Source organism: Caballeronia sordidicola, from assembly GCF_000729995.1.
GTDB lineage: Bacteria > Pseudomonadota > Gammaproteobacteria > Burkholderiales > Burkholderiaceae > Caballeronia > Caballeronia sordidicola_A.
This window is the reverse complement of sequence record NZ_JNFG01000030.1, coordinates 61,970-83,916: the sequence shown is the minus strand read 5'-3', so window position 1 is coordinate 83,916 and position 21,947 is coordinate 61,970. Positions and strand designations below refer to the sequence as shown.

Below are 21,947 nucleotides of genomic sequence, written 5' to 3'. Positions count from 1 at the left end.
GGCTATCAATCACTTACCCGCCTTTGTCGTTGCCGATCCCTTGCGGAATCTGTTCCCTATAAAATGGCCGCATATCCGATTGATTTGGAGACCTCCCATGATCAGATGGTTGCTTGCGATTGCCGTCGTGTTGGCGGGCGTTGGTGCGGCGACTCTAGCTCGCGCGGACGTCGAGTCAGACAGGGTCGCCATCACGGACCGGCTGCAGCGTTGGACGGTGGCATTCAACGCACGCGATGCCGCCGGGGTCTGTGACCTGTTCGCCCTTGATCTGGTTTCGACCGTTCCTGACGCGCTCGATGGTAGCCGGGACGCGCTCTGCGGGAAGCTCAGCGCCGTGTTGGCGAAACCTGGGTTGAAGCTCCATTACGACAGCCCCGACATCCGCGAAATCATCGTGTCCGGGGATATCGCCGTAGTCCGGCTGTTCTGGACGCTCACTGCGCAGAAGGGTGGCGAGTCGAGCACGAGTACTGAAGCGGGGATGGACATTTTCAAACGGCAGCCGGATGGCAAGTGGTCCATTGCCCGGTTCATCTCGTTCAGCGCTACGCCGAACAAAGTCCTGCAGTAAGCGAGCGCTTGCTGCGAAGACCTGTGCCTCAGTTCAGCGCTCCTGGAACGCGCTTTCTAATCGCTTGTTGAAAATGCGGCATTTTCCGCGATGATTTTTAGTAGAAAGTCCATGACCGCCCGTACTTGTGGCAAACGGCGCAGATCCCGATGCACGGCCATCCAGATATCTCGTGCAAATCGTTCGCCATCGTGCGCGACGCGCCGCAGATTCGGATCAGTGTCTGCCACGAAGCACGGTAGGCCAGCCACGCCGGCGCCTGCTTGAGCCGCTGCGAGGTGACCCGTGATGTCGCCGATTTCGCATGCTATTGGTCGCCCTCTTGCGACGTTCATCAACCAGGTCTGCTGTGGCCTGTCCGCGAAGCCGGCATCGTAGACGATGAACTCCCAGGCAGCCGGATTGTGCAGATGCGGGTAGTCCTTGCTTGCGTAAAGGTCAAACGACATACGCCCTAGCTTACGTACCACCGTAGTCGCTTCCTTTGGCCGAACCAGCCGCAGGACGATGTCCGCTTCGCGTCGACTCAGGGAAACTTGCCGTGGCTCGCCCGAAACAGACAACTGCACGCCGGGATGTGCAATCCGGAAGTCCGCAAGGTGCTTCACCAGAAAACTGGCCACCAGTACGGGCGGCGCGCTCAGTGAAACCTTGCCGCTGAGCGGAGCAAGGTTCACATCCAGGAAGCGCTCGATCGCGTAGGCATTCTCTTCCATGCCCTGTGCCAGTTCGACCACTCGCTGACCCGCCTGCGTGAGCTTGCAGGATCGGGGAAAACGCTCAACCAGACGGGTCTTCATCTCATCCTCGAGCGCGCCCAAGCGTCGGCTCACCGTCGCGTGATCGACCTTCAGGCTGCGCGCGGCCCCCGAAAACGTACCGATGCGGGCGAGCGCGAGGAAATGACGCATATTTTCCCAATCGAACATCGGTGCATTTTCCCAAGGATGCGGTGCAGTTATGGGGAATATTCGCACGAAGTCAATGTGTCTACCATCGGCATTACTTCAGCCGATAAGGTTTATTCGCTTGATAGCTCGTCCGCGAGCGGCCGTCAATGCGCTGAGCCCCGAGTTGGGTAATCTGCCGGCCACGCGCGTTGGCTAGCGGAGCATTTTCCACTTAACCTGCCGCCCGGGCTCGGCGCAATACATAGGTCCATTACATGAGAACTGCTAAATCCCGCCGCGTTATATCCGCCGTGCTCATCTCGCTCTGCTTCATGGGTGGGGTCGCCGGAGCCGCTTCGGCGGCCGGCATGGCTTTGCTTCTTTTTCCCGAGTTAGCCGCCCTGTCCTACGACGTATTGCTGCGGCCGCGCGGCACCTGGGCCCGTGCGCCCTGGATGCTCGCGCTCTCTCCGGCAGCGACCGCCGTGTTCGGTGTGCTCGTCACTCGTTATCTGCCGTATTCCGCTGCGTCCATTGCGATCTGCATCGTCGGGGCGATGGTCATTCTCAAGTTCATGCGCTCACCCATCGCGCCGGCCATCTCGGCCTGCTTTCTCGCGCTCTCGCTCGGTGAGAAAAGCTGGCTGTATCCGCTTTCGATTCTACTTGGCACGGGTGCGCTTGCCGTCCTGTCGTCAGCATACCTAAGGTTCTTCGGCAACGCAGACGCAGATGCAGACGCCGCACCGAGCGCCGCCGATCGGGTCGACGATGAAATCGAATCGCTGCCCGAGCAGTTCCTGTGGTTGCCGTTCTTCGTAGCGTTTCTCGGCGCCACCTACCTGCTTTCGATGGCGACCGGAATGAGAATGGTGTTTTTCCCGCCACTCGTCGTGATTGCGTTCGAAATGTTCGCGCATGCAGACGTCTGCCCATGGGCCCAGCGGCCGGTACTGTTACCGGTGGTATGCACGCTCGCGGCGGCAACCGGCGTTGCTGCGCTGGCGACATTTGGTCCAGGCGTTATCTCAACGGTACTGGCCATGCTGTTCGGCGTCGTCATGCTACGCGCGACTCGTCTGCATGCAATCCCCGCACTTGCCATAGGACTCCTGCCGCAAGTCATGACGCGCGCCGACTGGCATTTCCCGCTCGCGGTCGGCATAGGCAGCACGCTCTTGACAGCGAGTTTCCTGCTCTTCAAGAAATCGTGGGTAACCGGACGCCAGTTAGCGCAATGACGGGTGGTCTCCCGTGAAGCCGCCTTATCACTATCTGCCTTCGAGCCTCGGCGCAGCCCGATCCCAACACCATGACGACGACACGATTGACACGGCGCGCTGACTGCGCAACCATGTTCGGAGTTCATTGGAGGACCATCGCTATGACCGCACAGGCTGAAACTTTTGCAGAGCGTCCTTCCTCCGTGCTTACGTTGCAAAGCAAATACGACTTTCAGACAACCGTCTCGCGGCTCAAGGCTGCAATAAGCTCGCACGGAATAACGCTATTCGCCGATATTGATCAGAGTTCCGCCGCGACGACCGGGGGATTGTCGTTGAGACCTACGCGGCTGTTTCTGTTCGGAAATCCGAAGGCCGGCACGCCGGTAATGGCGGCTAATCCGCATGCTGCATTGGAGCTGCCATTGAAGGCGGTGGTTTGGCAAGACGCTGAACATGGCGTGCACGTGGACTATCAGGACGTGACCACTACACTTGGCAGCGACTATAAGGTCGATCCGCAAGTGCTAGCGCCCTTGAAACAAACCCCGGCGTTGCTGCGTATGGTTGCCGGACAAGACTGAACGCGCACAAATTTCAGAACTAGCCTCTCTCGGCTCTAGCCGAAAACTGCCCACCCTTGCGGGCTCAGTTCAGCTTTCGCGCGCGTTAACTAACGCTGCGTGTCATGCAGTCGATCGGGAATGAACAGCGCGGTTACACCGCTTAAAAAGAAGACCGCACCGACTACAAGAAAACCGATACCGATTGAAAACTGCGTGGCCAGGTAACCGATAACGACAGGCGCCGCGCCCGCGCAGAAACGTCCGAGGTTATAAGAGCCACCTACCGCCGTGCCGCGGATCGAGGTGGGGAAACTCTCCGACATGAAGGTGCCGATCGTCCCCAAGGGCACGCCGTACATGAAGCCGAAGATAAACATGAGATAGAGGATGTTCTCGCGCGTGTGCCAAAAGATAATCACGGGTAGAAAAATCGCCGCGCCCATGCAGCCAAGAACGTATACACCGCGTCGACTCCAGCGGTCGCCGAGCCAGCCGGCGATGATCTTTCCAGCGAACGCGACCACGTACGTGCCGATCATGTACCCGGCCATCGAACTGAACTTGATGTGCAGTTCCTTTTCCAGGTAAGTAGGCAACCAGTTGTTCAAGCCATAGAACCCGGAAAGCGCAAACACCGAGGCCAGGGTCCACAGGATGAATAAGCTACGTGATTGTTGGTTACTGAAAATCAGGTAATAGCGGTTGTGGACAGGCTTGCCTTCTTTGTTCTCGCGGGCTGCAACGCGGCTCGCTTGCCAGTTTGCCGGTTCGGGCACGGCGAATTTGATCGCCAGCGCCAACAGCACTGGCAGCGCGGATACGTAATACAACGTACGCCAGCCATAGTGGGGCAAAATCCAGTTGCTCAGCGCGATGACGACAATGTAGCCAGCCGAAATTCCAGTCTGCAGGGCGCCGAGAATCAGGGAGCGCCGTTCCGTGGGCACGTATTCGGCAACAAGCGTGGTGACCAGCACCATTGAGCCGATGCCCAACGAACTGATAAATCGCACGACCGCGAATTCCAAAAAGTTATGAGTAAATCCAAGCATGCCGGCGCCCAGCGAAAAAAGCGCCAACGCCCACGCGACCACCCGAACCCGGCCCAGGCGATCGCTCGCCCAGCCACCAAGAATCCCACCGATCGCCATGCCACACAGCGTCAAGGCCCCCAACGCCCCCGCTTCGACATTGCTCAGAGCGAACTCATCCTTGATCCGTGTGAGCGTCAAGCCGTACATCATGACGTCTGCGCCATCGGCTATCAGCGCGAGATAGCCGAGTGCAAAAACAAGCAGCCACGAGCCCTGCGCCCCGAAGGTTTTTGGCAACGTGGATGTTTCGGAAACCTGATTAGTTATGCTCATGTCAGCGACCCGTGGCGTCGCCGGCGGGCGCCGTATTCCGCTTAACGAGCGCAGCGGCAAGGAAGGAGCCGATCAGCAGGCCGATTTGTTCATGCCTGGCCGTATACCACCCTTCCCTATGCGTCATGTTCATCGTACCCACACATACGCCATCGTATGCGATCGGGATGTTCAATATCGATCCCAGGCCCATGCCGGTCATCACTGCGTGATCGTCAAATGCATCCTGGATGCCTTGCGGCGTTTCTGCGCGAAAAGGCTTGAGCTCCAGCAAGACCTGGCTCGCCCACGGGGTACCCTGTTTTCGCTTACGCCCTCCAGTTGGATAGACGTCCGGCATGTTCGTATAAACTCGCTGGACCTCGAGACGCTGCGCATCGTAGGACATGATCGTGAAGAGGCTAAGGCCTATTGTGCGTTCCGCCACCGCATGAACGGCACGAAAAATCGCCATGGGTTGATCCTTGAGTCGCAGGGCATTTGCCAGGCGCTCAAGGTCCGGAATATCAAGCGCTCGCGTGGCTAGCGGCGCAGTCGCGATATCAATGTTTTGCATAGGCTTGATGCGAGGTGATGTAAAGGTTGGAGGCGACATTCAGCCGTTCATTTCGGTGGAACTTAGCGGGCTTCGCACATCGTGCTGCTCCAGACCACCCTCCTCGATGTCTTCAAGCGACCGGTTGCGCGTCTCGATGCCGAGGAAGCCAACCACGCAGGCCCCAATCAACAAAACCGTCGTGGTCATGGCGAACACGCCCAGAAAGCCGAGCGCGGGATACACGAGTCCGACCAGAATGGGCGCGCTTACCGAGCCAATGCGACCAAACGATGAAGACGATCCGGTGCCGGTCGCGCGAACCGCCGTCGGAAACACTTCCGGCGTGTACGCATAGACCCCGGCGAACGCGCCGTTCATGAAGAACGACAGGAAGATGCCCGCGCTCATGATTTGCAAGCCGCTATGAGAGAACGCAAGGGTGATCGCCGCAACGCCACCCAATAGCATGTAGGACGCCACCACGGCCTTCCGCCCGATCCGTTCATTGAGCCATGCGGCGGAAAAATACCCGGGAATCTGCGCCCCATAAATGGCGATTGAATATCCGAAGCTTTTCGTCATGGTAAGTCCTTCCGCGAGGAGCAGACTCGGAATCCAGGAGAAAAACGAGTAGTACGCAAACGCAACCGAGAACCACATTAACCAGCTCACGGTGGTCGTGCGCGCGAGGCGCGGCGACCATAGCGTCAGGACGTTCTGCAGCGCGCTGCTCTTCGTGGGCGTTGATGCTGAAACTGCGCCTACGGACGCGACGGGCGCTAGATGAATACCCCTGTCGCTAAACCATGACTCAATTGCACTCACTATACGATTCGCTTCGGCAATCCGGCCCTGGCTTTCCAGCCAGCGCGGCGACTCGGGCAGCGTCCTTCGCCACCACAGGAGCATGACAACGGGCAATGAAGTCACCACTGCCATGTATCTCCAGCCATCGGCAAAGTTTCTCACCACGGTGAAGCCGACTATGGACGACCCCAGATAACCAAACGACATGAAACCGACCAGTGCTCCGCAAAAAATGCCCCGGTAACGTCGAGGCACAAATTCGGCGAGGAATGGTGCGATCACTACGGTCTCCGCGCCCGAGCCGAAGCCAGCAACTATTCGCAATGCAAAAAACGTGTGCCAGTCGTTGGCGGCAGCACTCGCGAGCGATGCAACGCAATAGATCGCAAGCGCAGTCATCATGATGCGGCGACGACCGATCAAATCAGCCAGTACCCCTGACAGAAACGCCCCGAAGAAGTATCCAATATAGGTACTGCTCGCGACCAGGCCAGTTTCAGCACTGGTCAGGTGCCAAAGCTTGCTGACGACCGGCAGCAGAAAGGCAAGCGACGATGAATCGAGTCCATCGAACAGGTAGCCCAACCCGCCGATGAGCAGGAGTTTACGATGGAACCCTGACAGAGGCAGTCTTTCCAGACGGTCGGCGATAGCGGACAAGGCATGTTCTCGCTGAGGAAATTGATTGGAGTCTCGGGAATGTGAACGGGGATGCGAAACGGGAATGCGAAAGTCAGCGCCCGATAGCGTAAGCCTGCATCTGGCGGGGTGTCGCCGCGCCGCGCATCAGCCCGCCTCGGACCCCAACCGCGCAGACGCGGCCCAACGACCAGGGCTCGGCGACAGTCAGGTCGTGCCCGCGCGCGCGTAACCCGGCAAGCGTGCTCTCGGGAAAGCGCGATTCCGCAGACATCTTGCCCAGTTTCATCGAGCGCGGGTAGAACGAGCCGGGAAAGTGAGCTGTCTGGAACGAGGGTGCTTCTGCTGCGGCCTGGAAGTTCATGCCGGCGTGCACATGCCTGAGAAACAGCTGGATTGACCACTGGTCCTGCTGGTCACCGCCTGGGGTGCCGAACACCGCATAGGGTTGGTCTCCCCGCGTAACGAGTGTGGGCGAAAGCGTGGTGCGGGGACGACGCCCTGGACCGAGCGACGATGGCAGGCCTTCTTCCATCCAGAACATCTGCGCGCGCGTGGTCACGTTAAAGCCGAGACCGGGCACCGCAGGCGAGGCCTGCAGCCATCCACCCGATGGTGTTGCCGAGACCATGTTGCCCCAGCGATCGACCACGTCGAGATGCACCGTATCGCCGCGCAGTTCAGGCAGCGGTGCGAACGTCGGTTCGCCCTGGCCGAAACCGCCCGACTGCTCTTTTCCCGCATTGGCCATGATCAGGGCCGCACGCTGTTCGCTGTCGCCCAACCGGCCGGGACGGAATTCAAACGACGCGCGGCCGGGATCGATCAGCCGGCGCCGCTCGTCGTTGTAGGCGTCGCTCAGCAGCACATCCATGGGCACGTGCGCGAACCTGGGATCACCGTAAAACACCTCGCGATCGGCGAATGCGAGCTTCGAACATTCGATGATCGTATGGACGAAGTCCGGTCCCATTGGATCCATCGCAGTGAGATTGAAACCCTTGAGGAGCGCTAGCTGCTGCAGAAACATGGGCCCCTGGCCCCATGGACCGGTTTTGTGAACCCGGAAGCCCTCATAGTCGTATGAGACCGGGTCTTCGTAGGTCGGCTCCCAGCGAGCAAGATCGTCTGCGTTGAGCAGACCATGGTTACGCTGGCCGGAGGTGTCGAGAACTGCGGTCGAGCGGAAGTAATGGTCAATAGCCTCAGCCACGAATCCACGATAAAACACCTTGCTGGCCAGATCACATTGCTCTGCACGATCACGGACGGTATTCGCCTCTTCCAGGATGCGCTTGTACGTGTGCGCAATCGCCGGATTGGCGAACAACTGGTTCGGCATGGGTGCGTCGCCATTGCGCAGCCATTGCTCAGCCGATGTGGGCCATTCCGTCTGGAAGAAATCCTTGATTGCAAGGATTGACGATGTCATTCGCGGCAGAACCGGATAGCCGTTTTCCGCATAACCGATTGCGTAGCTCATCACGTCTGCAAGGGGCAACTGGCCGTAGTCGCGCAGCATAAGCATCCAGGCGCCAAATGCTCCGGGTACGACGGCTGGCAACAACCCTGTACCTGGAACGACCTCCAGACCTGACTCACGCATGCGCGATATCGTCATTGCCGCCGGCGTCACACCCTGCCCGCATAGCACGCGAACCCGCTTTTCACGGGCACTGTAGAACACGACCGGCAGTTCGCCGCCGGGTCCATTCAGATGCGGTTCAACGATCTGCAGAACAAAACCTGCCGCGGCCGCCGCGTCGAATGCATTACCCCCTCTCTCAAGAACGGCCATCGCCGACGCACTGGCTAGCCAGTGCGTGGAGGACACCATGCCGAACGTGCCAATCAGTTCCGGGCGGGTTGTAAACGACATGCGCAACTCCTTTCGCGACGATGGGCGATCATTAAATGAACCAATCATAATTGGTTCAAATCAATCAAAATAGAATGGTATGACGAGCAATGCCGGCCTGCAGTTAGTTATAACCCTTCTTTCCAGATATTTTAGTGGATAAAAAATATCTATGACGGTGTGAAAACAAGCCAAAATCTGATATTTTTGTACCAATGATTATTGGTTTAAGAAGGTTGAAAGAGAAAATGGAAAAATCACTGCTGGACAGGCTGCAGGAATATATCGTCCACAACCAGCTCAAGGACGGTGACGCGTTGCCGCCTGAAAGAAGTCTCGCCGAGGACCTGGAGGTCACCCGGAGGGAACTGCGCGCGGCGCTTGCCTCGCTGGAAGCTTCTGGCCGTGTGTGGCGAGGTGTCGGCCGCGGCACCTATCTGGGTGCGCGGCCGCTGAAATTTGCGCCGACGCTCCGCGGGCTTCGCGCTGGAGCCAGTCCGGCGGACATTGCAGAAATGCGGCTGCTTTTCGAGCCGGCGCTTGCCGCGCTAGCTGCGACGAAAGCAAGTGGGGATGATTTGCTGGAACTTGATAAATGCGCGCGAAAGAACGCCGCCGCAAAAAATGACGAGGAGTGGCAGCAATGGGATCATCGATTTCATTTGCTGCTCGGACAGGCCACGCGAAACCCCGCTCTCATCGCCCTGATGGAAGTCATCAACGGCATGCGGGTCAAGCCTGACGTACGTGAAAAAACCGCGGCCCAGGAGACCCGGCGCTATTTCGCCCAACAGCACGAGAATATTGTCAGCGCCATGAAGGCCCGCGATAGCGAATTAGCTGCGCGGTCCATGCGCGAGCACCTGCTGAGCGTTCAGTGGCGCACGTCAGTCGGGCGAGACGATGCCACTGAACGCGATGGGTGAGGTACCTGCCGCCGTTGCCTGGTTGAGTTGTTCCAGCTCACCATGGCTGGCGTACCGGTCTTAATGAGCCGTGACGGAATCGTCCTGGACGCTCAGGCGTACAACAGAACCCGAGTCCGGCTCGGTTTCAATCTGCAGTTGTGCGTCGATCGATCGGGCACGTTCGGCCATGCCCTGCAAACCATACGAGTAGCCGGCCCGTGCGGCGACCATATCGAAGCCTCGTCCATTGTCGCTGACGATCAACTCGATGCCGGCTTGGCCGTTGGCTAGCGTCACATCGACACGCGACGCGTTGGCGTGGCGGGCCACATTGGTCAGTGACTCTTGCACGATACGAAATATCGCCGTCGCGCGGGCATCGGCCAAGCGCGGTTCGGGACCTTCCCGATGAAAATGGCAGGCTATTTGAGTGTGACGGCTGAAATCCTCGGCGAGCCATTCGAGGGCGGATGCGAGGCCGAAGTTGAGCGCGGCCGGCCGCAGGTGGCTGACCACGTTGCGCACGATCTTGATCGTTTTCTCGAGCAGTTCACGCATCTCCTCCGCTTTGTGCATGGCGGGCGAATCGGCCGCCAATTGCATCTTCAGCAATGACAGGTCCATCTTGAGCGCCGTGAGCAACTGGCCCAGTTCATCATGGATTTCCATCGCAATACGCTTCCTCTCCTCCTCGCGAATCGCCTCAAGATGCACCGATAGCTGCTGTAGCCGTTCGCGCGACGCCAGCAATTCTCCTTCGGTGCGCTTGCGCTCGCTCACCTCCAGTTCGAGCTGGTCACGATGGCGGCGCAAATTTTCGAGCGCGTGCCTGCGGGCCGTGACGTCGGTCAGCAGCCCTTCAAGACAGCGGGGACGGCCATCGTTGCCATCCAGACCGCGCCCGTTCAATTGGACCCAGATCGTCTTACCGTCGAGGCGCTTTAACTGCATTTCGAGCCCGGCGATTTCGCCCTGCACGCTGAGGATATCGAACAGGGCGCCAATTTGCAGCGGCGAAAACGGTCCTTTCCCAGGCTCGCTGATTGCTGTCGTAATCAGGTCGGTCGCAGCGCCATATCCGAGCAACTCCGCCATTGCCGGATTGGCCTCGTCAAGTCGCCCGCTGCGATCGAGCAGGAAGATGCCTTCGAGAGAATTTTCCACGATGCCCCGGTACTTTCGTTCGCTCTCGCGCAGGCTCTCCGTCGATAAACGAAGCCGGTCCGCCATGGCATTCACGCGCGTGGCGAGCCGCCCCAACTCATCGCCGGATTCTACTGCGCAGCGTGCATCAAGGTCGCCGTCCGAGATCCGGTCGACCATTTCCTCCAGCCGGTTTATCGGGCCACGCACCATCCGTTTGAGCAGCAGGAAGGTCGCCGCGTAGAGTGCAGCGACGACGAGCGCCGTCATCGCCAGGATGGTCCGGCGGGCGCCACTGATCGCCTGCCTGGCGACCGCCTTCGTAAGAACGACGCGGATCTCGCCGATTTTCTCTCGCGGCGCATCGCCCGGAGGATCATATTCAATCGCCTTGACCCGCACCACCCTATCGTCCGGGTCCACGCGTTGATCGCCCTTCACGTTCGACACGATGCCGTAGCCCACTGCCGTGACCGTGAATTGCGCGACTTCGGGATTGGGCGCGAGAGCAGCAAGCTGGTTGTCGATTGCGCCTCGATCGACGTTCCATAACGGCTGGGCGAGTGAGCGGCTGAACAGCTCAGCGATTCGCGTGGCGCGCTCCTCCAGTTCCGCGAGCCGGCGCTCGCGCGAATGTTCGACCAGAACAAACGCGGAGGTGCCCGCCACGAGAGCGACGAGTATGACGAGCGCGACCATCAGCTTGGTGTGCAGACTGAGCGAGCGTAGCGCATGTCGTAGAGGCGAACGCATCACGAGTCCTTCGCCGTGGCGTTCAGGATATGGCGCAAACTGAAGTCGTAGGGACCAGGATGCGGATGCATGGTTTTCGAGTAGAGACCAAAGTCGAGTGTGTGCCCGCGGAGAAAAACGACTTCATGGTATTGAGCGACGTTCTCACGGTGGATAACGCTCAGGAAGTCCAGTTTCTGGCAGAGTCCTCCGGACGCCGCAAAGTCGCGGCCGTGGTGGTAGTCATGCAGGAGAACCATGGCCCACGCACCAATGAAGTAGTCCCCCGCCACCATGGCCGCGAGACCACCATCGGCCACACGGGTCAGCGCCTCCGGCAATGCCCCCATCCCTCCTACCAGAACGCGGGCGTTGCGTGCTTCGACTGCGTTTAACGCCCCTAGCGTCATCGAATCGTTCGCCGCCCAGACTGCGTTGGCTTCCGGATACCGTGCAAGCAGCACGCGTGCCTTTTGATCGCTGTCGCCGTAGCTCCAGTCGCTGAAGACCAGTTGGCAGGTGCGCGCATCCGGCACCTTGGACAGGAACGTCTCGACGCCAGCGGCACGCTCCAGCGAGACGGGCGTGTTCGGGTCGCCGGTAATCCCGATGACCTTCGCCGCGCTCTGACCAAGCCACTGGCACAGGTATTCCATCAAGCGGTACCCACCGCGTGCCGCGTTTGCCGTCACCGTGCCGATCCAGTTCGGGATTCGTTGCCGTTCGTTGCCGATCTCGCGGCGCTGGTCGGGCGTGAGGTCATTGTGGATGAGCAGCACTTTTGCAGGCGAACGCGCCAGCGTTTCCAGCATCTGCCGGGCGGCCATCTTCTCGTTGACGATCACCACGTAGTCGGGCGCGTCGCTGCGGCGCGCGACCTCCTCAGCCTGGCGCAGCATCAGCAGATGGTCACGTTCCGCATAAAGGACTTCCAGTTGGATGTCGAAGGTCTTTGCTGCGACCGCCATGAACCGCGATACCAGTTGCCATTGCTGCCCCGTGCCACGTTCGAGCGCTTCTCCGGGGTTAAGGAACACCACATGAGGCAATTGCCTGGATGCAAACGCGTAGTTCGTCGTGCATAGCAGGCCGACGTGAGCACATGCGCGCAGTGCTTCTCTACGATTCATAGGATATTTCACTCGGTTGCCGCTATCGTGCGCGGGGTACGCATCGCGCGCTCAGATGCAACTGCTCGACGGGTAGCTCGACGCTCATTCTAGTAGCATCGTCTGCTTGCCAATATTTATCCAGCAGGACCGCGATGGGTCGAAATGGCTTTTCCATCAAGGCTCTGTTTGGCTGTCTATATGGCCAGCCTCTCTCCCCCCGCGTCGCATCAGCGTCTGGAGTCGGTTGCATTCATTTCGTTCGCCCTGATGTAGGGATTTCCTGACAATCCAAAAGGGGTTATTCCGAGGCTAGATTCAGCGCGTACCGACTAAGCAATCCGGTCTTCCAAGTCTAGGATTAATGCATGGGGCCGAGCGGTAAGGACAAGTACGTCTGCCGCTCCGGGCGCCTTGGGCAACGAGTCAAGAAGCCCATCGTTGGTGCGGTTTAATGGAGCTACGAGAAATGAACTTCGAATGGATGGACGGCAGTGTAAAACCGTCGCGGCCCGGTGTATATCCGGTCAAGGACGCACACGGAACCGCAGCAAGATACTTCGCGCGATGGACTGGAACGGTCTGGAATGTGGCCTGCGCGTCCCAGGCCAGGGCGCTGCTGGTCAACGCCGAATCAAAATACCAGGACCGTCAGTGGCGCAGATGGGCGACTGATATGGCAGCGTGAGCGAGCGTTCGTCGAGGCAACAAATTCGGCGCATGCGACGAATCTCATCGCCCCAAAGTGACGAGGCGATTTGGAAATCACGAGTTTGAGCTGCACTCGGTCACCGGCAAGCTTAAGCCCGCCGGGTTTGCAATCATCCAGCGTTCGAAGTCTTCGGGCGCGAGCGGGTGGCTGAAGCGATATCCCTGCCCGATGACACATCCATGCGAGACCAGCCAGCGCGCTTGAGCCCACGTCTCGACGCCTTCCGCAACAATGTCGAGCGTCATCGCATTCGCCATGGCAATCACCGCGCTGACAATAGACTGGCCGGTCGTGGTGGTGAATAGCTCCTTGATGAAGGACTGGTCAATCTTGATTCGGTCAATCTTGAGCGCGTGCAAGTAAGACAGATTGGAATAGCCTGTTCCAAAGTCGTCGACGGCAACACGCACGCCGAGCTGCGCCAATCGTTCGAACGTGGATCGAGCCTCGCCAACGTTGTCCAGTAACGCACTCTCGGTCACTTCCAGCTCCAATTGTGAGGGTTCGATCTCGAAGCGCACAATCAATTCGCATACCTCATCTAAAAATTCGGGGCGACGCAGTTGGAGTGCGGAGACGTTAATCGACATTTGCACGCTGATGTCATACATGGCACGCCAGCGCGCCACGTCTGCGCACGCAATGCGCATCACGGCCATGCCCAGCTCGCCGATCAATCCCATTTCTTCCGCAATCGGAATAAACAAACCGGGCGGGACGTGGCCAAGCTCCGTGTCATACCATCGTGCGAGAGCCTCGACGCCAATGAGCCTTCCGCTTACCATATCGACCTGCGGTTGATAATGCACCTTCAGGTCCTTCTGGATCGCGGCGCGCAGACGGCGGGCAATGCGATACTTTATCGCCGACGCGTGGGCCATCTGCTCGTCATAAAAAGCGGTGGTGCCCTTTCCCCGGTGTTTCGCCCGATACATTGCCGCGTCGGCACGGCTAATCAGTGATGCCGCATCTGATGCGTGCTCCGGAAACACGCTGATGCCAATGCTCGCGCCAAGCTTAAGCCGTGTTCCATCGATCGACACGTCGCGCGACATGTCGCGAATGATCTTGGTCGCAATGATCGAGAGGTCGTTGATAGATGCAACCTGTACAGCCGCGACGAATTCGTCACCACCATACCGGCAGATCAATCCGCCCTGCTCCGACACCTGCATCAACCGGCCCGACAGACGGGTGAGGACGCGGTCGCCGGCTTTATGACCCAGCGAATCATTGATCGTTTTAAAATTATCCAGGTCAACAAAAATCACGCCGACGATGGTTGTCGCTCCCTCACAGGCGCGCAGCAAACGATCGAGGCGTGCGATAAACGTAGTTCGATTCAACAATCCGGTTAGCGCATCAAGCTCGGACAGGACCTTCAATTGGCGGGTCTTTTCGGCAAGCCGCTCGGACGCCGCATGGGCAAACTTCGCGATGAGCAGTGGGTAGAGCACCATCAACGGTAGCATTACCAAGGTCGAATAGGGCTCACTCGCGCCTGCGATGTGACCGCCGAATAAGCCGATTCCAACCAGCGCGCCCACAGCGTTCGCGATACAACAAAAAAGCATCGGCCGCATGCCGCCAACGGCGATGCTGTTCATTGCTACGGATAGCAGAACGATCGTAGAAGGAACGAGGCGAAAATTTAACAACGCGACGATGACGCCTGCGAACACCGAGTCAATAAAAAGGTTACGGCGCTCGGCGTTGACGGGATGCATGGAGCGCCGGGCGATCACGTAGGCCACGTGCGGCCAGGCCAACAAAGCCGCGGCGAACGTCATCAACAAGAAAGTTACCGCATGGTCGGACAACATGATTGGCATGGTACAGACCAGCCCCGCCGTTGCCCCAAACACCCGAACGCGATATATTCCCGCAGCGAAGCGCAGCCCTGACCGATGCACGACCGCTGTCGACATAGGTATTCCAAACGGCCCGACCTTCGATTTCGCCACCATCCGCTCCTTAGCCTGGCCGAACACGCGTTCGCCAATGCTTGAACGTGCGATTCCAGCACTTCATTAGTAAACGGTAGTTTCTAGCAAAACTTTAATTTCGCCCCCATTGCGTCGTGGTTCATCGCCCGCCATCAAGCGGCTATCGCTATCGCTTTTGGACGAGGGCAAGCCGACCTTGTGAAACGGAGGCGCTAAGAATTTCCTCACGGTCAAATTCTGTCAGCCACGGCATGGTGCGGCCGTTTCGATATCCCGACTAACAACGTGGCGCCTGAAGTCGAGCGGACACTAAGCGGTTCTCACCCTCAGCGTGTGCCTTGTTCAATCCGTGTTCTCGACAACTGAAGCCGTTCGTCACGCGATGTCCGCCGTTGGCGCCATCAAAACGACGGAGGTGCATTTTGGCAATGGCGCTGTGGTGCGCTCGGGAAAGACAACGCTCGCCCTGACGTATGTTTTACGAAGAAATCGCGTCGATGCAGAGGAATATCAGCCATCGCTGAAGCGAGTCTTCTTGATTCCCGACGACGTGCGGCCTATTTTTAAGAGTGTGTCTATTCGACACATTAAGGAGGTCAAAATGCCATCACCCAGAAAGGCCCCACCGAGTCAAACGGCCGAAACTGATATGCCGAGCAGGAAGAAGGAAGTTGCAGCACCAAGCAAGTCCCTTGGGAAGACGCAAGGTCAAAAGGCTGCGCAAGTGGCTCAGCGCACGAAAGGCAAACCCAAAGGCTGAGCGGACCGCCCCCTTGTCCACTGGCAGGGGGCGCACGCAGGGGGCGCTTCGCGCTCAGCTAGCTATCTCACGCTCGGAGCCCAACTCTTCGGTGGATCTGGTCGACCGAGGGTCCATGAATCCGGGTGGCGATGTCCAACGCTGCGAAAAGGGACGTCGTGCTCACCCCTCCTTCGGCACGGGCGGTAGGTCGACAGCGTTCCTCATCCGGTCGATAACCTCCTGGGCGGCGCCGTAGCCGCGCATCAAGGCCTCAGCCGGGGTGCCGAGCGGGCGCTCTGCAACCTCGCCAAAGTGGAGGCGTCGGGTAGCCGCGGGGCTCCCGCTCTTCGTTATGTTGACGTCCGCGATGTATCCCAGTGGCGTCGCAGCAACCCGCTCGCCAGCGATTCCGGCCACCGCCTCAGTCTCCACCTCGATGGTGAAGTCTTTGTAGTTGTAGGTCCGATGCATGCCGAATACCCCTGGATTTTGGTCTTGTGAGATTGTCGTCGCCATGCCCGCGCGGTACAGCCCAGAGTCCGCCCGCGAAGGCGGCCGCGTTATCCCATGTGCAGGCCGCCGTTAAGAGAGAAGTCGGCGCCCGTTGCGAAGCCGGCGTCGTCACCGGCAATCCACGAGACAATCGACGCAATTTCAGAGGGTTCCCCCAGACGCCGCACCGGGATACTCGCGACGATGGTATCCAACACCTCGGGTTTGACAGCGCGAACCATATCGGTACCGATGTAGCCCGGCGAGACGGTATTCACGGTGATGCCCTTGGTCGCCACTTCCTGGGCGAGTGACATGGTGAAACCATGAATACCGGCCTTGGCAGTCGAGTAATTGGTCTGCCCGAACTGGCCCTTCTGTCCATTCACCGACGAGATGTTGATTATTCGCCCCCAGCCTTTGGCGACCATTGCTTCAATCACCTGCTTGGTTACGTTGAAAAGGCTCGTGAGGTTGGTATCTATAACGTCGTTCCAGTTTTCCTTCGACATCTTGCGAAACACGCCGTCGCGCGTGATACCCGCGTTATTCACCAGCACGTCAATCTCTCCAACCTCTTTCCTGACCTTATCAAACGCTGCGGCAGTCGATTCCCAATCACCGACGTTGCCCTCGGAAGCCACGAAGGAGAAACCAAGCGCCGCCTGTTCGGCAAGCCATTTTTCACGACGGGGTGAATTAGGTCCGCAGCCCGCCACTACTGTCAGCCCATCGGTATGAAGGCGCTGGCATATCGACGTTCCAATGCCACCCATACCACCTGTTACATACGCAATTCGTTTGGACATCTCTTCCTCTGTCTCCTTACTACGGTCAATGGAACTTCACTATCTGCGTTGAGCGGCGACCCGTGTCGAGCCGCAATTTCGACGCTGCGGGGATTGCGCCAGTGGCTTTGCGCTTTTACAGTCGGGCCGACAAGCAATGGCTGTGCTGCGCGATAAGCTTCAACCGCGTCGGACTCACATCGCTCCGTGAAACGTCTGATAAATAAAAATGGTGTTCGGCCAGCCGCTCCTGTCCAATTGTTCTATGAGCGTGTTCAGGAAATATTCGAAGGTCACATGGACCGTGTTGCGCCTTTTCGACCGCCCGGCTCTGCTTTTCTGCTTTCACAAAACCGCAGCATGAGCAATCTGAGTTTGGCCCGTGCAGAGCCAATGAACGTCGACGTCAAGGATGGCCGCCATACGCGTAAAAGCGTGCAAAGGCGGAACCGTAATTCCGTGTCGCCAATACTGCACGTCGTTCTCGCTGACGCTGAGTCGCTTCGCGGCCTTCGCGGAACTCATGCCGGCCCTGTGGAGAGCCCGGTCGAGGCGTGCTCCGATAGCGCGCCGGAGGGCGTTGTCCTCGTGACTGCGTTCGAGGTGCCCGATTGGATAAGTATGTCGTCCCATTTTGCCTGCATCTCTCAGTCTGTATTTATGCTATTCAGCGCCGACTTTTTGCGGCGTCAGTTAATACTACGTATTCACGATGACTTGCTCGTGACACGTTGTTAAATCAGATTAATCGTGGTTGTGCACCTAGCGACGTCTTGCTTTCTGATTTCCATTGGGAATAATCAATGGACCGGAGGCCTGTGTCAAGCAAGAAACTATTCACGGGCCCTACTCGTTGCTGAGTGGGTTAATCCTCTACGGCCGTTCTGCAGAAGCCCCTTGCGGATACTCTGACCCGTGCAAGCATAATCGCACAGCCGTGCTCAATTTCCCGATATGACCGCACAATGAGATGACTAAATAAATTAGTGATTTTATTTATGGAAAGGCAGTTGTTACTTATTTGTATCTTCCTACTTCTGCTTATCCACGGGTATATCAGTCAACGAGGGAAACAAATGATTGACACTCGCCCGTCTATCCTTAAAATGGGACTTTCGCTGCGCCGCAACAACATCATTTTTAACCGCATTTACCTCTACGGAGTTACTAATGAGCAGTTTTATCCCGGAACAACTGTTTGCCACGCAGAAAGCCGCCTACAACACGTTGTTTGGTCTCACATTCAAAGCTTTCGAAGGATTCGAAAAGCTAGTGGAGTTGAATGTGCAAGTGGTCAAGTCGACGCTCGCCGAAAATCAGGAAACCGTCGGTAAGGCTTTGTCGGCCAAGGACCCGCAGGGCTTCTTCGCGCTGCAGACACCACCTACGGCAGAAAAACTGCAGTCATACTGGCGCCACGTCTCAGAAATCGTCACCGGTACGCAAAGCGAATTCACCGCGGCCAGTGAAGGGCATTTCAAGCAGTCGCAGCACGACGTGCAGGCGTTCGTTGACAGTCTCACTAAGAACGCGCCGGCAGGAAGCGAGGCTCTCGTGTCCGCATGGAAGTCCGCCATCGGGACCGCCAGCGAGACGGCAAACTCCGCGTACGACGCTGCCAAAAAGGCCGCCAAACAAGTAGTGGAAATCGCGGAAAGCAATGTTCAGGCTGCGTCCTCCGCCTCGACCGCATTAGCGAAAAATGCCGTCGCTGGAACGACCGCGTCGACCGAGAAGAAATAAGTTTTCGCAGGTTGGTTTGAGTAAAGACAACAAAGGTGAGCCCTGCTCGCTTTTGTTGTGTCGCTCGTCAAGACACTGAAAGGTGCTGTGATTCTGTTGGCACTGCTTAGGCTATTCAGTGAAGAGCGCGCAGGCCTACGGCATGAGTGTTCACGTTCAATGTCGCGAGCACCGACGCGCGGCAAGTGGGCGGTCCATTGCGAATCCATCATCGCCTCTGTCGAAAGAGGCCTATCGAAAGCTCGCCGGTTTCGCCTCCACGGGCCCAACTTCTATCCACGCCGATGAAGCGTTTACTCAAATACGCCCGCCCGTGACGATTTGTTGAGGAGGCGAACAAATCGACCTCTGTTCAGGGCATGATGTTTAGCCTGTCTGGGACAGAATTCGAAAATAGAAAAAAAGGTTTTTGAGGGAATTATGGAGCCGACTCTGCCGGGTCTTGAGAGGGGCATGTCACTGCCCCGCGCACTGATATTCATACCCCTGCTGACCCTCGTTGTCCTTTGCGTGCTGTGGATCACGATCTCCGTGAGACTGCATATCGAGAAGGTTGCGGTGCTGCGCGAAACGGAGGATGAGGCCCAGACTCTGGTGCGCTCGCTTCAGAACCACACCCTGAAGACTGTTCACGATGTCGACGAAATCGCGCTCCTGATCAAGTACGGCTATGAAAGCTCACCACAAACGTTTGACCTCGCACAGTACGAAGCGCGCGGGCTGATCAGTGCCGACACCGCGCTGCAGGTGACGGTTGTCGGCGCGGATGGCCATGTCCTGGCCTCGACCCTCAAGTTTTCCGGCGTGGTCGATCTTAGCGATCGCGCACACTTCCTTGTGCATCGGTTGGATCCCGGAGCGGGACTATTCATCAGCAAGCCGGTGATCGGGCGAGTATCGAAGCAATGGTCAGTTCAGGCGACGCGGCGCATCAACCGGCCCGACGGGTCGTTCGGCGGCGTGGTTGTTGTCTCGGAGGACCCGGCCTACCTCACCGACGGCTTCTACAACAGCGCCGCGCTTGGCAAGCATGGCCTGATCGCTGTCGTTTCCCGTCATGGTTTTACGTTGTCTCGCCGGGCGGGCGAGTCGCCCAGCACCACCGGCGGTCCGCTGCCCGACGGGTACAAAACTGTTCTACTCACGCACGACGGCACCGTGGTGGACCCGGTCGACCATATTGAACGAATTGTCACTAGCAGCGCAATCGACCGTTATGACCTGATGGTCGTGGCCGGGCTCTCGGTCGCCGAAGCGCTCGATGACTATTTCAAAATGCGCCGTGTTTACGTGGTGATGGCCCTCGTCATCTCGGTCATTCTTATCGGTTTTTCATTGTGGATAATGGCGCTGGTCGCCAAGCTGCTGAAAGGTAAAGAGGAACTGCGGCGCCTGTCGGAAACTGACAGGCTCACGGGTTTGTTTAACCGGGGACGTATTAAAGACCTGCTGCATCGGGCCGTCTCGTCACCCGATGCGAGCGGCAGAGTGGCGGCGATCTTCGTCGATCTGGACGATTTCAAGCAACTGAACGACACACATGGACATCAGGCGGGCGACGAGGCTCTCGTGATCCTTGCAGACCGGGTCCGGGTCGTCGTGGGTAATCGCGGTGCAGTCGGCCGCTTGGGCGGTGACGAATTTCTGGTGATCGTCGGGGCAACGAACGCATGCGAAATCGCCACCCAGACCGCGAAGGAAATAGCACAGGCACTCGCCATGGCAATCACGGTACGCAATAACCCGTACATGATGCGCGCCAGCCTTGGAGTGGCGGTGCTCGAGCAAGGCGACAGCGCCGATGACCTGGTCAGGAAAGCGGATGAAGCCATGTACGAAGCCAAGGAACACGGCCGAGCCAGCGCTACTACTACGTGGCGCACCTATGACGAGGTCGCCATCCGGAACGTTGGTTCGACGGGCGACGCCGACTCTCCGAAACGGGGCGTCCTGGCGGGAAAGGAACGCGCCCCGTCCACTCATTGCTCCGATGGGGCAGAAGCGATGCTGCCTTCCAGCCCCTAGCCTGAAGAGATTGCGGCGTTGAGGGCCGGTGCGCCCCGCCCCGACATCGGCACGGAAGCCGCGGTGAGCGACGCCGTGCTGGCCGCGCGTACGCTGCTTACGTTTCTCGCTTCGCCCGGCGCCGACTCCGCCAAGCGGGCGCACGGCATGCAACCGGCCTGATCGTCAGCGTTCGGCTGATCGATCAGCGTCTGGCAGCGCGCCGGTGAAACCCGCTTCACCCTTCCTCAGGCAATCCACCCACCATCGACCGTCAGGCTTTCACCGGTGGTGTAGCCGGCTTCCGGGCTCGCCAGGTACGCTACCGCCGCCGCGATCTCTTCGGGCTTACCGAAGCGGCCCACACTGGCGAGCTTGGTCATCGTCGCGTGCTCTTCCGTCCCGGGCTGGGGAGCCAGTTCCGTGTCGATCGGGCCGGGCTGAACCGCGTTGACGGTCACGCCATACTTCCCTAGTTCGCGCGAAAGACCGCGTGTGAAGCCCCGAATGGCGAATTTCGACGCGATGTAAAGCGTTACGCCAGGCAGCGGCGCCGCTTCGCCGAAAGCGGAGCCGACATTGATGATGCGTCCCCACCCCGTCTTGATCATGCGCTTGGCCGCGTCCTTCGCCAAGGCGATCGGCGCCCTCACATTCAGGTTGAAGTGCGTGTCGTACGACGCCTCCGACGACTCGAGGAACGGTCCGTATTCGACTGTGCCCGCGTTGTTGACGAGGATGTCGAGGCGGCCATCGAACTTGCCGCCGAAGACGCCGTTCAACGAATCGACCAGCGCCGTTACACCCTCGGGGTTCGCCAGATTGGCGCCAACTGCTTCGGCCTCGCCGCCTGCATCGCGGATCGCTTTGACCACTGCCTCCGCGCGCGCCGGACTCGACGCGTAGTGGACGATCACGGATGCGCCGTCTCGCGCGAGGCGGGCTGCGATGGCCGCGCCGATTCCACGAGAAGAGCCGGTCACGAGTGCAAGTTTGCCTTTCAGAGCCTGAGTCATGATTACCTCGATAGTGAGATTAGTGAAAATTGAATGGTCTGCTCACATGCTCAAGTGCAGGGACAAGCCGACTGCTGCATGTGCGCCAATGCGTTCATGCATTGGTTGATGCGTATCGTCCGCTCGTGTCGGGATGCTGGGTAGTAACCG

General features: G+C 58.6%; 20 protein-coding genes. 8 read left to right on the top strand and 12 right to left on the bottom strand.

The window, feature by feature from the left end:
- The first annotated feature begins 97 nt into the window (after positions 1-97).
- Positions 98-574 (top strand): YybH family protein, encoded by a 477-nt coding sequence (locus tag FH08_RS0125965; RefSeq protein WP_031361164.1) that lies wholly within the window; start codon positions 98-100, stop codon positions 572-574.
- A 56-nt stretch (positions 575-630) separates the two neighbouring features.
- On the opposite strand, the gene FH08_RS0125960 is transcribed toward FH08_RS0125965, so the two are convergent.
- Complete coding sequence (locus FH08_RS0125960; protein WP_031361163.1) at positions 631-1,503, bottom strand: LysR family transcriptional regulator; 873 nt, start codon at positions 1,501-1,503, stop codon at positions 631-633.
- Positions 1,504-1,832: 329 nt separating this feature from the next.
- On the opposite strand from FH08_RS0125960, the gene FH08_RS0125955 reads away from it, so the two are divergent.
- Together FH08_RS0125955 and FH08_RS0125950 are read left to right on the top strand one after the other, a co-directional pair.
- Positions 1,833-2,705 (top strand): HPP family protein, encoded by an 873-nt coding sequence (locus FH08_RS0125955; RefSeq protein WP_235210497.1) that lies wholly within the window; start codon positions 1,833-1,835, stop codon positions 2,703-2,705.
- Positions 2,706-2,848: 143 nt separating this feature from the next.
- Complete coding sequence (locus FH08_RS0125950) at positions 2,849-3,271, top strand: DUF302 domain-containing protein (protein ID WP_031361161.1); 423 nt, start codon at positions 2,849-2,851, stop codon at positions 3,269-3,271.
- A gap of 89 nt (positions 3,272-3,360) precedes the next feature.
- Here FH08_RS0125950 and FH08_RS0125945 read toward each other — a convergent pair whose 3' ends face one another.
- The 4 genes from FH08_RS0125945 to FH08_RS0125930 form a co-directional block, all read right to left on the bottom strand.
- Positions 3,361-4,620 (bottom strand): MFS transporter, encoded by a 1,260-nt coding sequence (locus FH08_RS0125945; protein ID WP_031361160.1) that lies wholly within the window; start codon positions 4,618-4,620, stop codon positions 3,361-3,363.
- 1 nt (position 4,621) lies between these two features.
- Positions 4,622-5,176, bottom strand: coding sequence for a GAF domain-containing protein (locus FH08_RS0125940; RefSeq protein ID WP_031361159.1), 555 nt, complete (start codon positions 5,174-5,176; stop codon positions 4,622-4,624).
- 39 nt (positions 5,177-5,215) lie between these two features.
- Entirely contained in the window at positions 5,216-6,625 is a 1,410-nt protein-coding gene (locus tag FH08_RS0125935; RefSeq protein ID WP_031361158.1) for an MFS transporter, read from the bottom strand.
- A 73-nt stretch (positions 6,626-6,698) separates the two neighbouring features.
- Entirely contained in the window at positions 6,699-8,483 is a 1,785-nt protein-coding gene (locus FH08_RS0125930; RefSeq protein ID WP_031361157.1) for a gamma-glutamyltransferase family protein, read from the bottom strand.
- A gap of 227 nt (positions 8,484-8,710) precedes the next feature.
- Between FH08_RS0125930 and FH08_RS0125925 the strand changes: the two genes are divergently transcribed.
- Complete coding sequence (locus tag FH08_RS0125925) at positions 8,711-9,388, top strand: FadR/GntR family transcriptional regulator (protein WP_035567158.1); 678 nt, start codon at positions 8,711-8,713, stop codon at positions 9,386-9,388.
- Positions 9,389-9,448: 60 nt separating this feature from the next.
- Here the strand turns inward: FH08_RS0125925 and FH08_RS0125920 are convergent, their stop codons facing one another.
- Both FH08_RS0125920 and FH08_RS0125915 read right to left on the bottom strand, forming a co-directional pair.
- Complete coding sequence (locus tag FH08_RS0125920) at positions 9,449-11,266, bottom strand: histidine kinase (RefSeq protein WP_031361155.1); 1,818 nt, start codon at positions 11,264-11,266, stop codon at positions 9,449-9,451.
- Positions 11,266-12,375: an ABC transporter substrate-binding protein gene (locus FH08_RS0125915; RefSeq protein WP_031361154.1), complete on the bottom strand. Its 1,110-nt coding sequence runs from the start codon at positions 12,373-12,375 to the stop codon at positions 11,266-11,268. Before FH08_RS0125915 ends, FH08_RS0125920 begins: the two co-directional genes overlap by 1 nt.
- Positions 12,376-12,823: 448 nt before the next feature.
- Between FH08_RS0125915 and FH08_RS0125910 the strand changes: the two genes are divergently transcribed.
- Positions 12,824-13,042, top strand: coding sequence for a hypothetical protein (locus FH08_RS0125910; RefSeq protein WP_031361153.1), 219 nt, complete (start codon positions 12,824-12,826; stop codon positions 13,040-13,042).
- 77 nt (positions 13,043-13,119) lie between these two features.
- On the opposite strand, the gene FH08_RS0125905 is transcribed toward FH08_RS0125910, so the two are convergent.
- Positions 13,120-15,057: a putative bifunctional diguanylate cyclase/phosphodiesterase gene (locus FH08_RS0125905; RefSeq protein ID WP_152602923.1), complete on the bottom strand. Its 1,938-nt coding sequence runs from the start codon at positions 15,055-15,057 to the stop codon at positions 13,120-13,122.
- 304 nt (positions 15,058-15,361) lie between these two features.
- On the opposite strand from FH08_RS0125905, the gene FH08_RS0125900 reads away from it, so the two are divergent.
- Entirely contained in the window at positions 15,362-15,772 is a 411-nt protein-coding gene (locus FH08_RS0125900; RefSeq protein ID WP_152602922.1) for a hypothetical protein, read from the top strand.
- A 162-nt stretch (positions 15,773-15,934) separates the two neighbouring features.
- Here FH08_RS0125900 and FH08_RS48600 read toward each other — a convergent pair whose 3' ends face one another.
- The 3 genes from FH08_RS48600 to FH08_RS54035 all read right to left on the bottom strand — a co-directional run bounded on the left by FH08_RS48600 (position 15,935) and on the right by FH08_RS54035 (position 17,667).
- On the bottom strand, positions 15,935-16,225 hold the full coding sequence (locus FH08_RS48600) for a hypothetical protein (RefSeq protein WP_063771231.1): 291 nt from the start codon (positions 16,223-16,225) through the stop codon (positions 15,935-15,937).
- Between the two features lie 89 nt (positions 16,226-16,314).
- Entirely contained in the window at positions 16,315-17,055 is a 741-nt protein-coding gene (locus FH08_RS0125890; protein WP_031361150.1) for a 3-ketoacyl-ACP reductase, read from the bottom strand.
- Positions 17,056-17,379: 324 nt separating this feature from the next.
- Entirely contained in the window at positions 17,380-17,667 is a 288-nt protein-coding gene (locus tag FH08_RS54035) for a helix-turn-helix domain-containing protein (protein ID WP_075583376.1), read from the bottom strand.
- A gap of 537 nt (positions 17,668-18,204) precedes the next feature.
- On the opposite strand from FH08_RS54035, the gene FH08_RS0125875 reads away from it, so the two are divergent.
- Together FH08_RS0125875 and FH08_RS0125870 are read left to right on the top strand one after the other, a co-directional pair.
- Positions 18,205-18,777: a phasin family protein gene (locus FH08_RS0125875; protein ID WP_031361148.1), complete on the top strand. Its 573-nt coding sequence runs from the start codon at positions 18,205-18,207 to the stop codon at positions 18,775-18,777.
- A gap of 510 nt (positions 18,778-19,287) precedes the next feature.
- On the top strand, positions 19,288-20,802 hold the full coding sequence (locus FH08_RS0125870) for a sensor domain-containing diguanylate cyclase (RefSeq protein WP_235210496.1): 1,515 nt from the start codon (positions 19,288-19,290) through the stop codon (positions 20,800-20,802).
- Positions 20,803-21,029: 227 nt separating this feature from the next.
- Here FH08_RS0125870 and FH08_RS0125860 read toward each other — a convergent pair whose 3' ends face one another.
- Positions 21,030-21,797 carry an SDR family NAD(P)-dependent oxidoreductase gene (locus tag FH08_RS0125860; RefSeq protein ID WP_031361145.1) on the bottom strand — a complete coding sequence of 256 codons (768 nt, stop codon included), beginning with the start codon at positions 21,795-21,797 and terminating at the stop codon, positions 21,030-21,032.
- Positions 21,798-21,947: the final 150 nt, after the last annotated feature.

Bases quoted from the DNA above. Each gene is read 5' to 3' on its own strand.
- FH08_RS0125960 (WP_031361163.1), bottom strand. From the start codon at position 1,503: ATGTTCGATTGGGAAAATATGCGTCATTTCCTCGCGCTCGCCCGCATC.
- FH08_RS0125965 (WP_031361164.1), top strand. From the start codon at position 98: ATGATCAGATGGTTGCTTGCGATTGCCGTCGTGTTGGCGGGCGTTGGT.
- FH08_RS0125950 (WP_031361161.1), top strand. From the start codon at position 2,849: ATGACCGCACAGGCTGAAACTTTTGCAGAGCGTCCTTCCTCCGTGCTT.
- FH08_RS0125910 (WP_031361153.1), top strand. From the start codon at position 12,824: ATGAACTTCGAATGGATGGACGGCAGTGTAAAACCGTCGCGGCCCGGT.
- FH08_RS0125860 (WP_031361145.1), bottom strand. From the start codon at position 21,797: ATGACTCAGGCTCTGAAAGGCAAACTTGCACTCGTGACCGGCTCTTCT.
- FH08_RS48600 (WP_063771231.1), bottom strand. From the start codon at position 16,225: ATGCATCGGACCTACAACTACAAAGACTTCACCATCGAGGTGGAGACT.
- FH08_RS54035 (WP_075583376.1), bottom strand. From the start codon at position 17,667: ATGGGACGACATACTTATCCAATCGGGCACCTCGAACGCAGTCACGAG.
- FH08_RS0125955 (WP_235210497.1), top strand. From the start codon at position 1,833: ATGGCTTTGCTTCTTTTTCCCGAGTTAGCCGCCCTGTCCTACGACGTA.
- FH08_RS0125945 (WP_031361160.1), bottom strand. From the start codon at position 4,620: ATGAGCATAACTAATCAGGTTTCCGAAACATCCACGTTGCCAAAAACC.
- FH08_RS0125930 (WP_031361157.1), bottom strand. From the start codon at position 8,483: ATGTCGTTTACAACCCGCCCGGAACTGATTGGCACGTTCGGCATGGTG.
- FH08_RS0125940 (WP_031361159.1), bottom strand. From the start codon at position 5,176: ATGCAAAACATTGATATCGCGACTGCGCCGCTAGCCACGCGAGCGCTT.
- FH08_RS0125915 (WP_031361154.1), bottom strand. From the start codon at position 12,375: ATGAATCGTAGAGAAGCACTGCGCGCATGTGCTCACGTCGGCCTGCTA.
- FH08_RS0125890 (WP_031361150.1), bottom strand. From the start codon at position 17,055: ATGTCCAAACGAATTGCGTATGTAACAGGTGGTATGGGTGGCATTGGA.
- FH08_RS0125875 (WP_031361148.1), top strand. From the start codon at position 18,205: ATGAGCAGTTTTATCCCGGAACAACTGTTTGCCACGCAGAAAGCCGCC.
- FH08_RS0125920 (WP_031361155.1), bottom strand. From the start codon at position 11,266: ATGCGTTCGCCTCTACGACATGCGCTACGCTCGCTCAGTCTGCACACC.
- FH08_RS0125925 (WP_035567158.1), top strand. From the start codon at position 8,711: ATGGAAAAATCACTGCTGGACAGGCTGCAGGAATATATCGTCCACAAC.